This window comes from Erwinia sp. CGal63 (assembly GCF_037026505.1).
In the GTDB taxonomy this organism is placed as follows: Bacteria; Pseudomonadota; Gammaproteobacteria; order Enterobacterales; family Enterobacteriaceae; genus Erwinia.
In genome coordinates this window covers 173,930-189,695 of the sequence record NZ_JAKUMN010000005.1, presented here as the reverse complement: position 1 = coordinate 189,695, position 15,766 = coordinate 173,930, and the positions used below count along the sequence as shown (strand labels likewise).

The 15,766-nt window shown below is 58.5% G+C and carries 12 protein-coding genes; 6 read left to right on the top strand and 6 right to left on the bottom strand.

Features of this window, described 5'->3' with window-relative positions; translation table 11 throughout:
- Positions 1 to 9 precede the first annotated feature (9 nt).
- Both malF and malE read right to left on the bottom strand, forming a co-directional pair.
- The gene (gene malF / locus MKZ79_RS16095) at positions 10 to 1,557 is read right to left on the bottom strand and encodes a maltose ABC transporter permease MalF (protein ID WP_336143566.1); all 1,548 of its coding nucleotides are present in this window, start codon (positions 1,555 to 1,557) and stop codon (positions 10 to 12) included.
- A 56-nt stretch (positions 1,558 to 1,613) separates the two neighbouring features.
- On the bottom strand, positions 1,614 to 2,810 hold the full coding sequence (malE, locus tag MKZ79_RS16090) for a maltose/maltodextrin ABC transporter substrate-binding protein MalE (RefSeq protein WP_336143565.1): 1,197 nt from the start codon (positions 2,808 to 2,810) through the stop codon (positions 1,614 to 1,616).
- 341 nt (positions 2,811 to 3,151) lie between these two features.
- Here malE and malK point away from each other — a divergent pair, with 341 nt between their 5' ends.
- Genes malK through malM form a run of 3 tightly spaced genes read left to right on the top strand, consistent with a single transcriptional unit; the run spans position 3,152 to position 6,457 of the window.
- Positions 3,152 to 4,261, top strand: a complete 1,110-nt coding sequence (gene malK, locus MKZ79_RS16085; RefSeq protein ID WP_336143564.1) for a maltose/maltodextrin ABC transporter ATP-binding protein MalK — start codon at positions 3,152 to 3,154, stop codon at positions 4,259 to 4,261.
- A 20-nt stretch (positions 4,262 to 4,281) separates the two neighbouring features.
- On the top strand, positions 4,282 to 5,574 hold the full coding sequence (locus MKZ79_RS16080; protein ID WP_336143563.1) for a maltoporin: 1,293 nt from the start codon (positions 4,282 to 4,284) through the stop codon (positions 5,572 to 5,574).
- Between the two features lie 16 nt (positions 5,575 to 5,590).
- The gene (gene malM, locus MKZ79_RS16075) at positions 5,591 to 6,457 is read left to right on the top strand and encodes a maltose operon protein MalM (protein ID WP_336143562.1); all 867 of its coding nucleotides are present in this window, start codon (positions 5,591 to 5,593) and stop codon (positions 6,455 to 6,457) included.
- 19 nt (positions 6,458 to 6,476) lie between these two features.
- Here malM and MKZ79_RS16070 read toward each other — a convergent pair whose 3' ends face one another.
- The 4 genes from MKZ79_RS16070 to MKZ79_RS16055 all read right to left on the bottom strand — a co-directional run bounded on the left by MKZ79_RS16070 (position 6,477) and on the right by MKZ79_RS16055 (position 9,847).
- A complete protein-coding gene (locus MKZ79_RS16070; protein ID WP_336143561.1) occupies positions 6,477 to 7,397 on the bottom strand; it encodes a GlxA family transcriptional regulator in 921 nt (306 codons plus the stop codon).
- 28 nt (positions 7,398 to 7,425) lie between these two features.
- Entirely contained in the window at positions 7,426 to 7,968 is a 543-nt protein-coding gene (locus MKZ79_RS16065; RefSeq protein ID WP_336143560.1) for a cysteine hydrolase family protein, read from the bottom strand.
- A gap of 225 nt (positions 7,969 to 8,193) precedes the next feature.
- Positions 8,194 to 9,183 (bottom strand): aldo/keto reductase, encoded by a 990-nt coding sequence (locus MKZ79_RS16060; protein WP_336143559.1) that lies wholly within the window; start codon positions 9,181 to 9,183, stop codon positions 8,194 to 8,196.
- Between the two features lie 241 nt (positions 9,184 to 9,424).
- A complete protein-coding gene (locus tag MKZ79_RS16055) occupies positions 9,425 to 9,847 on the bottom strand; it encodes a DUF2000 domain-containing protein (RefSeq protein WP_336143558.1) in 423 nt (140 codons plus the stop codon).
- Between the two features lie 225 nt (positions 9,848 to 10,072).
- Between MKZ79_RS16055 and MKZ79_RS16050 the strand changes: the two genes are divergently transcribed.
- From MKZ79_RS16050 to MKZ79_RS16040, 3 genes are all read left to right on the top strand, one after another.
- On the top strand, positions 10,073 to 10,546 hold the full coding sequence (locus MKZ79_RS16050; protein ID WP_336143557.1) for an Lrp/AsnC family transcriptional regulator: 474 nt from the start codon (positions 10,073 to 10,075) through the stop codon (positions 10,544 to 10,546).
- A gap of 483 nt (positions 10,547 to 11,029) precedes the next feature.
- The gene (locus MKZ79_RS16045) at positions 11,030 to 11,458 is read left to right on the top strand and encodes a hypothetical protein (protein ID WP_336143555.1); all 429 of its coding nucleotides are present in this window, start codon (positions 11,030 to 11,032) and stop codon (positions 11,456 to 11,458) included.
- A 207-nt stretch (positions 11,459 to 11,665) separates the two neighbouring features.
- A partial coding sequence (locus tag MKZ79_RS16040; RefSeq protein ID WP_336143552.1) for an Ig-like domain-containing protein occupies positions 11,666 to 15,766 on the top strand: 4,101 nt, incomplete at its 3' end.

Here is a 15,766-nt window from a genome sequence, read left to right as displayed (position 1 = left end):
AGTGATTCCTTAATCGAATTTCATGCGTGAGGCTTTCAGATTGATCACTGCCAGCGCGCCCACCAGCAGGAAAACCAGCGTGGCGATAGCCGCCGCCAGACCGAAGTCCTGTCCGCCGCCGCCCTCAAAGGCGATGCGCCAGGTATAGCTGACCAGCAGATCGGTGTGGCCTGCCGGCGTGGTGGTGCCGATACGATCCGGCCCGCCGTTGGTCAGCAGCTGGATCAGCACGAAGTTATTAAAGTTAAAGGCGAAGCTGGCGATCATCAGCGGCGTCAGCGGCTTGATCAGCAGCGGCAGCGTAATCAAAAAGAAATTCTGCACCGGCGTCGCGCCGTCCATTGCCGAAGCCTCATAAAGATCGTCAGGAATGGCTTTCAGCAGCCCCATACACAAAATCATCATGTAGGGATAGCCGAGCCAGGTGTTGACGATAATCAGCATCGCTTTGGCGGTCAGCGGATCGCTGAACCAGGCGGGCTTGATGCCGAACAGGCTGCCGAGCAGCAGGTTGATTTCGCCGAAGCTCTGATTAAATAAACCTTTGAAAATCAGTATCGAAATAAAAGCGGGCACCGCGTAAGGCAGGATCAGCAGCATACGATAGACCGCCTTGCCTTTCAGCGCTTCCCACTGCACCACGCACGCCAGCACCATGCCCAGCGCCGTGGTAAACAGCACCGTCAGCAGCGAGAAAATCACCGTCCAGACAAAGATCGACAGAAACGGCTTCTGAATACCGGCGTCCTGAAAAACGCGCAGGAAGTTTTGCCAGCCGATATTCACGGTGAAACCGGGACTGAGGCGCTGCTGGCCGTCCGCCGACTGATAGAAGCCGGTGCTCATCTCGGGATGGTAAACTTTCCCGCTCTGGCTGTCGGTCAGCGTTTTGCCATCCTCGCCCAGCTGATAAAGCGGCTGCGCGCCGGAGAACTGCCGCAGCGAGCTCATCCGCAGCCGCGTTCCGTCGGCGAGTTCAGCGGTGAGCTGTCCCAGCGCCTGGCGGTTCTGGGTAATGATCCGCAGCCCGGCTTTCTCGCCCGTCGGCGCGGCCTGCTGCGTCATCGGCAGCGTTTGCGGCGCTGAAGGCGTGAAAGCGAAGGGCGGCGACACCAGCAGCTGGTCGCCGTCGGGCGAAGCGAGCGTCAGCCGCCACTTCTCTTCCGTGGGATAAAGCGAGAAATTCCAGACCTTATCCGCGACAAACTGCCTTTGCAGCAGCACTTCCCGCGCGCGTTCGAAAGTGAGCTGGTGCAGGCTGCTGTAATTGGTAAAGGCGATAGCCAGCGTGCAGACCAGCGGGAACAGCACAAACAGCGCCATACCGGCCAGGCCGGGATAGATATAGCGCCAGGTGTAGGCGCGCCGGTTGCCGTAAATAAACAGGCCGAGGCCGGAAAGCAGCAGCGTCAGTATGGCGAAGAGATACTCTCCCTGCGCGTACATCAGCACGATTAAATAGCCAGCCAGCAGCGCAAACAGGGTAATAAGAGAGCCGCTGAGCACGCGGCTTAGCGGGGATCGGCGGTCAGATCGGCTAATGTGGGCCAGAGGCATGGCGCTATCCTTTTCGACGTGGGCCGCCGTAGAAGCGGCCCCTTGTTCAGCGAAGACTATCGGGCGATACGTGTTTCAACATCTTTCAGCGCCTGCGGCACGGTCTGGCGACCGTTGACGGCGTTGACGATGGCGCTGCGTTCGGCATACCAGAAGGCGCTCATCTGCGGGATATTCGGCATGATTTCGCCGTTTTTCGAGTTAGCCATGGTGGCGGCGATGCGGGGATCTTTCTCCAGCTGCGTCTGATAAGATTTCAACGCCACCGCGCCCAGCGGCTTATCTTTATTCATCACCGCCAGCCCGTCGTCGGTAATCAGATAGTTTTCCAGAAACTCCTTCGCCAGCTCTTTATTCGGGCTGGCGGCGTTGATGCCCGCAGTCAGCACACCGACAAACGGCCGGGAAGGCTTGCCGTGGAAGGTCGGCAGCGGGGCGACGCCATAGTTGATCTTACTTTTATCCAGGTTGGCCCAGGCCCAGGGGCCGTCGATGGTCAGCGCCGTCTGGCCTTTATTAAAGGCGGCTTCGGCAATCGAATAGTCGGTGTCGGCGCTGATATGCTTGTTCTTCACCAAATCGACGATGAACTGTAAACCCGCCTGCGATCCCGCGTTATTCACGCCGGTATTTTTCGTGTCATATTTGCCGTCGACATATTTAAAGGCGTAGCCGCCGTCAGCGGCGATAACCGGCCAGGTGAAATAGGGCTCCTGCAGGTTCCACATAATGGCGCTTTTCCCTTCGGCGCGCAGCGTCTTGTCCAGCGCCGGGATCTCTTCCCAGGTTTTCGGCGGCGCTTTCACCAGGTCTTTGTTGTAAATCAGCGACAGCGATTCCACCGCGACCGGATAGCCGATCAGCTTGCCGTTAAAGGTCACGGCATCCCAGGTGAACGGAAAGATCTTCTCTTTAAACGCCTTGTCCGGGCTGACTTCCGCCACCAGGCCAGACTGCGCATAGCCGCCAAAACGGTCGTGCGCCCAGAAAATAATATCGGGGCCGTCGCCGGTAGCGGCGACCTGAGGATATTTCTCTTCCAGCTTGTCCGGGTGTTCGACCGTCACCTTGATGCCGGTATCCTGTTCGAATTTCTTTCCTACCTCCGCCAGGCCGTTATAGCCCTTGTCGCCGTTGATCCAGATCACCAGCTTGCCTTCTTCGATTTTGGCGATGGCGGCGGAAGAGAGCGCCAGCGTCGCCAGCGCCGACAGCGACAGCGCGTGCTTAACCAGAGTTTTAACAGTGAGCATGATCGAGTCCTTATAACCGTGGGGACGAAAAGTGGGTAGAGGCCAGTGTGCGGCCAGGCGGGGCTGACTTCATCCTCCCCCGATCTACGCCCCTGGGGCGCAAACTGTGACCTCGCCTGCACGCCTGCGGGCAACCCGCGCCGCTTTACCTTGATAGCCAACGTTTTTTGCAAGGCGGATCACAAATTTGTCGCGCCGCTCGCCAGCACGGTCAGCGGAAGGCGTTTTTTCTCCGCCCCGCTTCTCCGCCAGCAAAAACCGCACGGCGGAGGATTACGCCCGAGCGCCGCGACGGCATGCTGCGGGGTAATGAATGTCTGACGGATGGAAAGGAGTGCAGGATGGCGAACGTTTCCCTTAGCGGCGTCTGTAAAGTCTTTGGCGACACCGCCATTTCCAGCGATATCAATCTGGAGATTGAACAGGGCGAGTTTGTGGTCTTCGTCGGGCCGTCCGGTTGCGGTAAATCGACGTTGCTGCGGATGATCGCCGGCCTGGAAGAGATCAGCGCCGGCGAGCTGAAAATCGGCGGCAAACGCATGAATGAAGTGCCGCCAGCTGAGCGCGGCATCGGCATGGTGTTTCAGTCTTACGCGCTCTATCCCCATCTGACGGTGGCCGAGAATATGTCTTTCGGCCTGAAGCTGGCGCGCGCCAAAAAAGAGGAAACCGAGCGGCGGGTTGGTCAGGTGTCGGAAATCCTGCAATTGGCCCACCTGCTGGATCGCCGTCCGAAAGCGCTTTCCGGCGGCCAGCGGCAGCGCGTGGCGATTGGCCGCACGCTGGTGGCGGAACCCACGGTGTTTCTGCTGGATGAGCCGCTTTCCAATCTGGACGCCGCGCTGCGCGTGCAGATGCGCATTGAGATTTCGCGTCTGCACAAGCGCCTGAAGCGCACGATGATTTACGTTACTCACGATCAGGTAGAGGCGATGACGCTGGCCGACAAAATCGTGGTGCTCAACGCCGGTCGCATTGTGCAGATCGGTCGACCGCTGGCGCTCTATCACTATCCCGCCAATCGCTTTGTCGCCGGGTTTATCGGCTCGCCCAGAATGAATTTCCTGCCGGTGAAGGTGATCGCGGTCGAACCCGAGCGCGTTCAGGTCGAGCTGCCCGACGGTCAGTGGGTCTGGCTGAGCGTGCGCGGCGACGGCGTCGTGCCCGGCAGCAACCTGTCGCTGGGTATCCGGCCGGAACATCTTCTGCCGGGCGAAGAGGCGGAAGTCAGGCTGGCGGGCGAGGTACAGGTGGTCGAGCAGCTGGGCAACGAGACGCAGATCCATATCCAAATTCCGGCTATCCGTCAGAACCTGGTCTACCGCCAGAATGACGTGGTGCTGGTTGAAGAAGGCGCAACCTTCGCCATCGGCCTGCCGCCGCACCGCTGTCATCTGTTCCGTGAAGACGGAACGGCCTGCCGTCGGCTGCATCCCGAGCCAGGCGTGTAAATCCCCTACAGGAGACAATAATGATAACTCTACGCAATTCCACCCTGGCGCTGGCAGTGGCAGGCGCGCTTTCCAGTCAGGCGATGGCGGTCGATTTCACCGGCTATGCCCGCTCCGGGATCGGCTGGTCCGGCAGCGGCGGCGAACAGCAGTGTTTTAAAGCCACGGGCGCGGAAAGCAAATACCGCCTGGGCAACGAGTGCGAAACCTACGCGGAGTTGAAGCTTGGCCAGGAAGTGTGGAAACAGGGGGATAAGAGCTTCTATTTTGATACCAACGTCGCCTATTCCGTCTCGCAGCAGAACGACTGGGAAGCGACCGATCCGGCTTTCCGCGAGGCCAACGTCAAGGGCAAAAACCTGATTGAATGGCTGCCCGGTTCGACCATCTGGGCCGGTAAGCGCTTCTATCAGCGTCACGACGTACACATGATCGACTTCTACTACTGGGATATCTCCGGCCCTGGCGCAGGCCTGGAAGATGTTGACGTCGGCTTCGGCAAGCTCTCTTTCGCCGCCACGCGCAACACCGAAAGCGGCGGCTCTTTTGGCTATATCGCCGACCAGCGTGACGAGCTGCCGACTTCGAACGACGTCTTCGATGTGCGTCTGGCGGGCCTGCAAACCAACCCTGGCGGCGTGCTGGAGCTGGGCGTGGATTATGGTCGAGCTAACGCGCGCGATGGCTACTCGCTGGCCGACGATGCCACCAAAGACGGCTGGCTGCTGACGGCCGAACATACGCAGAGCATTTACAACGGCTATAACAAGCTGGTGTTGCAGTACGCGGCGGATTCGATGACGGCTGAAAGCACCGGCACGGCAAACGGCCATTCAAGCGGCGCGGCGATCAACAACAACGGCAGCATGGTGCGCGTGCTTGACCACGGCGCGCTGGACTTCAACGACAAATGGGGACTGATGTACGTAGCGATGTATCAGGATGTCGACCGCGACAACAGCAACGGCACCACCTGGTATACCGTCGGCGTGCGGCCGATGTACAAGTGGACGCCGATTATGAGCACGCTGCTGGAAGTGGGCTACGACAACGTCAAATCGCAGCGCACCGGCGATCGCAACGGCCAGTATAAAGTGACGCTGGCGCAGCAGTGGCAGGCGGGCGACAGCATCTGGTCGCGTCCAGCCATCCGCGTCTTCGCCACCTACGCCAACTGGGACGAAAAATGGGGCTATGACACCGACAGCGGCGTCAACAACGGCCTGGCGATGAACGATACTTCCGCCCGCACTTTCAGCCGTGGCAACGACGATGAAGTCACCTTCGGCGCGCAGATGGAAGTCTGGTGGTAAGCAAAAGGAAACCCTGATGAAAAAAACGCTGCTGTCTCTGTGTCTGTCGCTGGGCCTGCTCGCCGGCGCGCAGGCTGCCCAAACGGACGCCTCCGCCGCGCCGAAAATTTCGGCGCAGACCTTACATAACCTTAGCTGGACGCCGCTGGTGCCGCCGGTCACGCAGGAAGTAACGCTCGGCGGCACGAAGATCGATCAGGGCGAGATTCAGGGCGCCGTCGCGGCCTTCTCGCTGCCTGCCGATCGCGGATCGCTGGAAATCGTGCTGACCAGTCTGGTTACCGGGAAAACGGTCTATGCGCCGAATGTGCTGGTACTGGATGAACAGATGCGGCCAGCGGCGTTCTATCCCGCCAGCTATTTTCCCTATGAAAAGCCGGGGCTGGTTTCCAGCGATCGGCTGGAAGGCACGCTGAAGCTGACGCCGGCGCTGGGGCAGAAGCAGATCTACCTGCTGGTTTACACCACGCAGCGGGATTTGCAGAGCACCACGCAGATGGTGAATCCGGCCAAAGCCTATGCGGCGGGCGTTGGCAACGCGGTGCCGGATATTCCCGATCCGGTGGCGCGCCATACGCCTGTGGGGACGCTCAGCCTGAAAGTCAGCGCCGAGCAGAAAGCCGGTAACGTGATGATTGGGCAACTCTTCCCTTCATCCGAACCCGCGGCCGCGCCGGCAATGATTGGCGATACTGCCAAACCGGCGCCGGAGGCGAAACCGGCGGAGCCGATGCTGGCGGAATCAGACGACTATTTTAACGGCGCGATTAAAAAGGCCGTGCAGGCGGGAGAGATAGATAAAGCGCTGAAGCTTTTGTCCGAGGCCGAGCGGCTGGGATCGAAAACCGCCCGTAAAACCTTTATCGACAGCGTTAAGCGTTAACAAAGCGGCGGCGGGCTGGCTACGCCTGCCAGCGCTGAAGCGCACGCTTCAGCTGGCGGGAGGAAGAAAACCCTGCCGCCAGCGCCGCTCTTTCCGCGCCTTCGCCCTGCTGCAGTCGCTGGCGGGCCAGCGCCAGCCTCAGCTGTTCATGATAATCCCGCACGCTAATCCCTAAATGGTGCCTGAAGAGACGCGTCAGATGACGCGAACTGACGTGTACGCGTGCGGCGATCTCTTCCAGCGGCCAGTTCCGTTCCGGTTCGCCAATCAGCAAATCCTGGGTGCGGTGGATCGCCGGATTGATATGGTTGCGGTGACGCAGCCACGGCGAAAGCTGGGGATCGTCGCCCGAACGGCGGAACCAGACTACCATTTCCCGCGCTACCGCCAGCGCCGTCTGCGGGCCGCAGAGGCGATGAATCAGATGCAGCGCCAGATCGATGCCCGCAGTAATGCCCGCACTGGTATAGATGTTGCGATCTTCCACAAAAATGCGCGCTTCTTCGATAATCGCGGTGGGTTCAGCACTTTTTAGCCGCTGGATAACCTCATGATGAGTGGTGCAGCGCACGCCGTGAAGCAGGCCGCTGCGCGCCGCCAGCACGGAACCGGAACAAACGCACACCAGCTTAATCTGCCCGGCATGGATGGCGGGCTGCTGGCGCATCAGCCAGTGCTGCGCCGCGATGGCCTGCGGCGTGTCGAAAGCGACGCTGGAGTCCGCTACGCCGGGGATCACCAGCAGGCTGTCGGCGGGCAAGGCTTCCGGCAGCGGCTCCACTTGTCCTATGGTCATGCCGGTAGAGGTCGGCACGCTCTCCTGCGGGCCGATATAGCGCAGGCTGAACGCGCCGTCCGCCAGCTGAAGCGTCTCCGCCGGGCCGGTCATATCCAGCGTCATCACGCCGGGCAGCGTCAGGAACCAGACGGGAATAGTCATCTTTTTTGTTCTCCAGGACGCGCCGGTCTTACGCCAGCGTTTGTAAGGTTTCTGCGACGGTAGCGACAGTGGCGAAGCGGTTCGCCAGCACGCTTTCGGTACGGTGACGCAAATCGGCAATGCTTAGCGTAATTCCCTGATGGGTAATGGGAAAAGTTAAAGTCGCTTCGGTAACGTAAGTCACGTTGTAGCCCAGATCGGAGGCGACGCGGGCAGTGGTTTCACAGCACTGTTCGGTACGAAGGCCGCTGATAATCAGGTTTTTGACCTGGCGTTCGCGCAGCCAGGCATCCAGGCCGGAATCGGTCAGCGCGTTATGCACATGTTTCCGCACCGTCGCCGCCGCCTGGTGGCGCAGAAAAGGCAGGCGTTTCACCAGGCCTGAAGCCAGCGAAAACGGCCCATCCTGTTCCACGTGAAAAACATCCACCACGGGGATTTTCCGCGCTTCGCAACCGGCAATAAGCTGGCTGAGCCGCTGCTCAAAGTCGGGCGTTTCCGCCGTTTCCAGATAGCCACGGTGATAGAAAGACTGCTGAGCGTCAATCACTAACAGAACGGTTGCGGTCATTTTGGGACTCCGGTTAACAGGAAGAGAACGCCATCATGACAAGGGATGCGCGCGGGCAGAAGGCCAGAAACGGACAGGATCGGGTGTGGAAGGGACAAGGCGGCCTCTTGCGAAGCCGCCAGAAGTTGCTGACAGATTTGTAGCTAAATAGCAGGTCGCTTGCCGATTGATGAATAGCAGCCTGAGGCGAAGCGTGATGAGCTATGGATGCCCAACCTCAGGCGGCTAGCGCCCGACCATCGCCTGTAATGCCGCCGGATAGCGTTCGCCGACGATCTGTACTTTTTCCAGCGCCGCGCCGATTTTCCGCAGATCGCTTTGATCCAGCACGATCGCCGTCGCCGCCAGGTTCTCCTCCAGCCGGTGCAGCTTAGTGGTACCGGGAATTGGCGCTATCCACGGCTTCTGCGCCAGCAGCCAGGCCAGCGCGATCTGTGCGGGCGTCACGCTTTTCTCTGCCGCCAGCTCCGTCAGCAGCGTCACCAGCTTCTCATTGGCTTCCAGCGCCTCTGCGGCGAAACGCGGCACCTTACTGCGGAAATCGTCCTCGCCAAAGGTGGTTCCCGCCTTAAAGGCGCCGGTCAGAAAGCCTTTGCCTAACGGGCTGAACGGCACAAAACCGATCCCCAGCTCTTCCAGCAGCGGGATAATCTCCTGCTCCGGTTCACGCCACCATAGCGAGTATTCGCTTTGCAGCGCCGCGACCGGCTGTACCGCATGGGCGCGACGAATGGTGCTGGCGCCCGCTTCGGAAAGGCCAAAATGTTTTACTTTGCCCTCCGCGATCAGATCCTTCACCGCGCCCGCGACCTCTTCGATCGGCACTTCAGGATCGACCCGATGCTGGTACAGCAGATCGATAACGTCCGTTTTCAGCCTGCGCAGCGAGCCTTCCACGGCCTTGCGGATATGTTCCGGTCGGCTGTTCAGTCCCTGCTGCTGGTGATTGTCGTCAAACGCGAAACCGAATTTGGTGGCGATAACCACGCGATCGCGATACGGCTTCAGCGCTTCGCCGACCACTTCTTCATTCAGATAAGGGCCGTAAACTTCCGCCGTATCAAAGAAGGTAACGCCACGCTCAACGGCGGCGCGGATCAGCTCAACGGCCTGTTTGGTTTCGGTGGCCGGGCCATAGCCGAAACTCAGGCCCATACAGCCCAAACCCAGCGCCGACACTTCCAGCCCGGACTTGCCCAGCATACGTTTTTGCATTGGTAAACTCCTCGCTGTTATCTGAGAGCCTGATGGCGTAAAACCACCAGGCACGTTATCCCATCTCTGTGGGATCGAGTGCAAAAAGCATAACCTGGCCAGATTGAGCTGATTAGAGGCCGTCATCAGCAAGCCTTTATTAGTGTGATTCATCAATCGCGTTAAGCGGCTGGATAAAACCTAATCGCGCGAGGCTGCCTGATGAAAAAGCAGGCGTTATCAGCAGCCTGCGCTGGCGGAACTAGCGGAATAACGCCAGATTGCCGGTCAGCCTGCTGATTTTCTTTTTCGGGCCGATCAGGCCGATTGCCACCAGTTCGATATTTTCACTGCTGGCGGCAGCAATCTTTTCTCCGTACTCCTCATAGGTCTTGCAGGACTGCGCCAGCGCGCTGAAAGGCATGGCGTAAATTGCTTCTTCTTCACTGGCGGCGCGTTGCAGCTCCCGAATATAGTCGCCGGAAGCCAGCAGCACGGGCAAGGGACTGGAGATGACGCCGGGATAGTTGATCTCATCCGCGCTCCGCCTGTCCGGGCCGACCAGAATTTCCGTAGTGCGGCCAAAGCTGATGCCAATCACGCTGGCGGCGTTTATCGCCAGGCCTGCCGGCAAATCCTTATTAATAACAATGGTGCAGCGATGCTGGCTGGCGTCGAAATGCATTTTTTACTCCTCGTGTAACAGGCCGATATTTTATCGGTGGCGGCGTTCTCTGATCGTGGCGCTGCCCGAAGGCGAACGTCGCGCTCGTGATGGATGGCGTGCGATATAGCGGGATCTATTCTGCCCGGCAAACAGCGGAAAGTGCTGCCTTTATCACTTGCCTGCTCCGCTGCTTTGGGAAAAAATGACCGATTAAACAGGCTAAACAGCAAGGAATATCCCCATATGGCGTTGGACAGGACAGAAATAAAGATATTGCGGCAGCTACAGGCTGATGCCCGCATAACCAATCAGGCGCTGGCGGAAAAAGTCGGCGTGTCGCCTTCTCCCTGCTGGCGCAAAGTCCACAGCCTGGAAGAGGAGAAAGTTATTCTCGGCTACCGTGCGGTGCTGGATCGTAAAAAGATCGGACTGGGCGTGATGGTTTTTGTGCGGGTGGTTATCGACAGCCACAGCGAAACCGAAGCGCGAAAATTCGAGGAGGAGGTCGCCGCGCTGGAGAATGTTGTCTCCTGTTACAGCATCGGCGGCGATGCCGACTTCCTGCTGCAGGTGGTGGCGCAGGATCTGGATTCCTACGCCGATTTCGCCATGTCGGTTATCCGGCGTCTGCCTGGTATCAAAGAGATGCAAAGCATGTTTGTGCTGAAAGAGATTAAACCGCTGGCGGCGCTGCCGATTACAAGTCAGAAACCGTAACGCTTGCGACCTGCTGATATCGGCAGGCCCGGCATTACGCCAATAAAAAGCGCTAAATTTTTCCTGTTATCTGGTTTCTTATTATTTAGCGGATAGAAAATGAAATGCGCTTTTTAAAACCAAAAGCGCCAATGATTTAACAGTAAATAGGTAGCCAAAAGAATGGTGATAAATTTATTTCTAACTCCTTGATTTGAAAATGATAATGTTTCATATTAACGTGACGAACGTCTTACTCCAGGATAAAATCCTGTGTGTTATCCTAATTTGGAATATTCATTTTAGTGAAAAACAGCGTCAAAGCCGCACCGATTTTTTGGGTTTGTTATATAAATGTATCCCCGGTTGCCTTGTGAACAAAAGACATCAGATGTTTATTCTATTTTCACGTTTGTGATTAGATGGATGTTTTTATCTTTTGATTTTGTAGCAAAGCACTTAATTTTTTATATCAAATATGTAATATTAAAGTGGTAAGATTTTATGCGCGTCTTCTTATACCGGAGGCAACCGTTGGGAAAGGTGATTGCAGGTTACTATATTGGACAATACGTCCAGTTTGATTTAAACCATCGTAGAATTTCCAATTTTGACAAGAAAAACCACAGCGCAATTAAAGAGTATTTGCTGCGGGATACCATGCTGCGTTTGCTGCTTTTCCTTTTACAGAACGCCAATGATAATGTGGTGCCGCTGAAAGATATCCTTTACCACGTCTGGGATCGCCAGGGATTGCAATCCTCCAGCCAGCGTTTGTGGCAGGTTATGCAGCTGCTGCAGCTCCGGCTGCTGTCACTGCACGTGCCGCCTGATTTTATTACCTATTGTCGCACGGCGGAAGGAAAAGGCGTCCGTCTGAAAGGCAGTATGATAAAACCCTATTATTTACAGAAAACAGTTGGTTCTGTTTAAATTTATCCAGAAATGTAATCAGATAAAAATCACGAGGCAGCCGGGCTATTTATATATCTTTGGGCTTTGCCTGGTATTTTTAAAATATATTTAATGCTTACAATAATAATTAGCGCTACGCCTGCGCAGGCTTGCTGCGTCTTATTCTTCCAGGGATATGCTTTCTAAAAACAGTCAGCTCCATTTAAAACTATATTGGTGAAAAAAATGAACCTGGAATTAATTATCAAAGATGCTGGCGGTAAAGTTATTGCCAAACATCCCCTGGTTTCAAAACAGCCTCTTTCCCTGACGCCGCCTGCGGGCGCCTCTACTTTTGAAGTACACAGCAATGACGGCAATATCCCACCAAAAATCCAGGCGAGCAAAACCGCTAACGGCATGAAGCTGGAATGGGCAGACGAGGCTACGGACGAAAATTACCAGGTTCTGCTGGAAAATTATTCGCCTGACACGCCGCCCGTGATCACCGCTTCCGGTACGGACGGCACGGTTTACGCCTTTGATTACGATACGTCTGCGAGCGTTTATGAGCTGGCCGATGGCACCGAAGGACTGCTGGCGACGGACAGCAGCGGCGTGACGCTGGCGGCGGGCGGCTCTCTGGCTGGCGCTGCGCTGCTGATTGGCCTGGGCGTGGCGAATCATTCAGGCGGTGGCGGCGGTGGCGGTTCTTCCTCCAGTACCGAAGAGAACGCGGCCAGTCGCTCTACGGTGCTGACCGACGATAACGGCAATATTATTGGCGATGGCGGCACGATCAATGACAATACGCCAACCTTCAGCGGCGAAGGCATGTTGCCTGGTTCCGTGGTAACTATCAGCGACAACGGTGTGGTGATCGGCGAAACCGTGGCGGATGAAAACGGACGCTGGAGCTTTACACCGGAACAACCGCTGGCGGACGGCGACCACGCTATCGTGATTGACGGGACGCAAGCGGACGGCACCCCCATCAGCGAAAACGTAAATGTCATTGTCGATAGCCAGGGCAGCGACGGCACCAGTAACACCGAAAATGGTAATAACGGCGGCGAAGATGGGCTGAACGATGGCAGCGTCGATCCCATCGAGGTCGCGCCGGTTGTAGTTGTCACCGACGACAGCGGCAGCGTTATCAACAGCGGCGCCGCCACCAGCGACACCACGCCAACCTTTAGCGGCAGCAACTACCAGCCGGGCAGCGCGGTGATCCTGAGCGAAAACGGCGTAACGCTGCGCGAAATTACGGTGGATGAGAACGGTAGCTGGACAGTTACGCTCGAAGCGCAGCCGGAAGGCGCCCACAGCATCACGATTACCGGTACCGGCCTTAACGGCGCAGGCAGCAGCAACGATTTTGAACTGCTCGTCGATATCACTGCGCCGGAGGCCGTCGATACTTCAGACGTGGTGATTACCGATGAAAACGGCAACGCTATCGAACCTGGCAGCCCGAACTCAAACGCCACGCCAACCTTTAACGGCGACGGTGAGGAGCCGGGCAGCACTGTGATAATCAGCGACGGCGACGAGGTTATCGGCGAAGTCGTTGTAGGCGACGACGGCAGCTGGAGTTTTACGCCGGACGAACCGCTGGCGGACGGCGATCACGATATTTCCTTTGAAGTGGTGGACGAGGCGGGCAACGGCAGCGGCCCGTCCGATCCAATCGACTATCCTGTCGACACCACCGCGCCGGAAACGGTGGATACCTCCGGCGTGACGATTACCGATGAAAACGGTAACGCCATCGAACCGGGAACGCCGAACTCCAACAACACGCCGACCTTCAGCGGCGACGCGGAACCAGGCAGCACTGTGATAATCAGCGACGGCGACGAGGTTATCGGCGAAGTCGTTGTAGGCGACGACGGCAGCTGGAGCTTTACGCCGGACGAACCGCTGGCGGACGGCGATCACGATATCTCTTTTGAAGTGGTGGACGAGGCGGGCAACGGCAGCGGCCCGTCCGACCCGATCGACTATCCTGTCGACACCACGGCGCCGGAAGCGGTGGACAGTTCCGGCGTGACGATTACCGATGAAAACGGCAACGCCATCGAACCGGGAACGCCGAACTCCAACAACACGCCGACCTTCAGCGGTGACGCGGAGCCGGGCAGCACTGTGATAATCAGCGACGGCGACGAGGTTATCGGCGAAGTCGTTGTAGGCGACGACGGCAGCTGGAGCTTTACGCCGGATGAACCGCTGGCGGACGGCGATCACGATATCTCCTTTGAAGTGGTGGACGAAGCGGGCAACGGCAGCGGCCCGTCCGATCCAATCGACTATCCTGTCGACACTACGGCACCGGAAGCGGTGGATACCTCCGGCGTGACGATTACCGATGAAAACGGCAACACCATCGAACCCGGCAGCCCGTCTTCCAATACAACGCCAACCTTCAGCGGCGACGCGGAGCCGGGCAGCACCGTGGTGGTCAGCGACGGCGACGAGGTAATCGGTGAAGCGGTGGTGGATGAAGACGGCAGCTGGAGCTTCACGCCGGACGAGCCGCTGGCGGACGGCGATCACGATATCTCCTTTGAAGTGGTGGACGAAGCGGGCAACAGCAGCGGCCCGTCCGACCCGATCGACTATCCTGTCGACACCACGGCGCCGGAAGCGGTGGACAGTTCCGGCGTGGTAATTACCGACGAAGAAGGCAACGTGATTGAGCCGGGCAGCCCGAACTCAAATACCACGCCGACCTTCAGCGGCAGCGGTGCCGAGCCGGGCGCGACGGTGGTGGTCAGCGACGGCGACACCGTGTTGGGCGAAGCCACGGTTGCCGAAGATGGCAGCTGGAGCTTCACGCCGGACGAGCCGCTGGCGGACGGCGATCACAATATCGCTTTCGAAGTGGTGGACGAAGCGGGTAACAGCAGCGCGCCTTCCGATCCGATTGATTACACAGTCGATACCACCGCACCGGAAGGCATTGACGTGGCAGGCGTGATCGTCACCGATGCGGAAGGCAACGCCATCGAACCGGGCGCGCCTTCAGCAAATACCACGCCGACCTTCATCGGCAGCGGTGCCGAGCCGGGCGCGACGGTGGTGGTCAGCGACGGCGACACCGTGCTGGGCGAAGCCACGGTTGCCGAAGACGGCAGCTGGAGCTTTACGCCGGACGAGCCGCTGGCGGACGGCGATCACGATATCTCCTTTGAAGTGGTGGACGAGGCGGGCAACGGCAGCGGCCCGTCCGACCCGATCGACTATCCTGTCGACACCACCGCGCCGGAAACGGTGGATACCTCCGGCGTGACGATTACCGATGAAAACGGTAACGCCATCGAACCGGGAACGCCGAACTCCAACAACACGCCGACCTTCAGCGGCGACGCGGAACCAGGCAGCACTGTGGTGGTGAGCGATGGCGATGAGGTTATTGGCGAAGTTGTGGTGGGCGAAGACGGCAGCTGGAGCTTCACGCCGGACGAACCGCTGGCGGACGGCGATCACAATATCTCCTTCGAGGTTGTGGATGAAGCGGGCAACGGCAGCGGCCCGTCCGATCCAATCGACTATCCCGTCGACACCACCGCGCCGGAAGCGGTGGACAGTTCCGGCGTGGTAATTACCGATGAAGAAGGTAATGTGATTGAGCCGGGCAGCCCGAACTCAAATACCACGCCAACCTTCAGCGGCAACGGCGCGGAGCCGGGCGCGACGGTGGTGGTCAGCGACGGCGACACCGTGCTGGGCGAAGCCACGGTTGCCGAAGACGGCAGCTGGAGCTTTACGCCGGACGAGCCGCTGGCGGAAGGCGATCACGATATCTCTTTCGAAGTGGTGGACGAGGCGGGCAACAGCAGCGGCCCGTCCGATCCAATCGACTATCCCGTCGACACCACCGCGCCGGAAGCGGTGGACAGTTCCGGCGTGGTAATTACCGATGCGGAAGGTAACGCCATCGAACCGGGCGCGCCCTCCTCAGTGACCACGCCGACCTTCAGCGGCAGCGCTGAACCGGGCACGACGATAGTGGTCAGCGACGGCGACACCGTGCTGGGCGAAGCCACGGTTGCCGAAGACGGCAGCTGGAGCTTCACGCCGGACGAGCCGCTGGCGGAAGGCGATCACGATATCTCCTTTGAAGTGGTGGACGAAGCGGGCAACAGCAGCGCGCCTTCCGATCCGATCGACTACACCGTCGACACCACGGCGCCGGAAGGCATTGATGCCGCGGCTGTGGCCATCACCGACGCCGAGGGCAACGTCATTGAGCCGGGCGCGCCTTCCTCAGTGACCACGCCGACCTTCAGCGGCAGCGCTGAACCGGGCACGACGATAGTGGTCAGCGACGGCGACACCGTG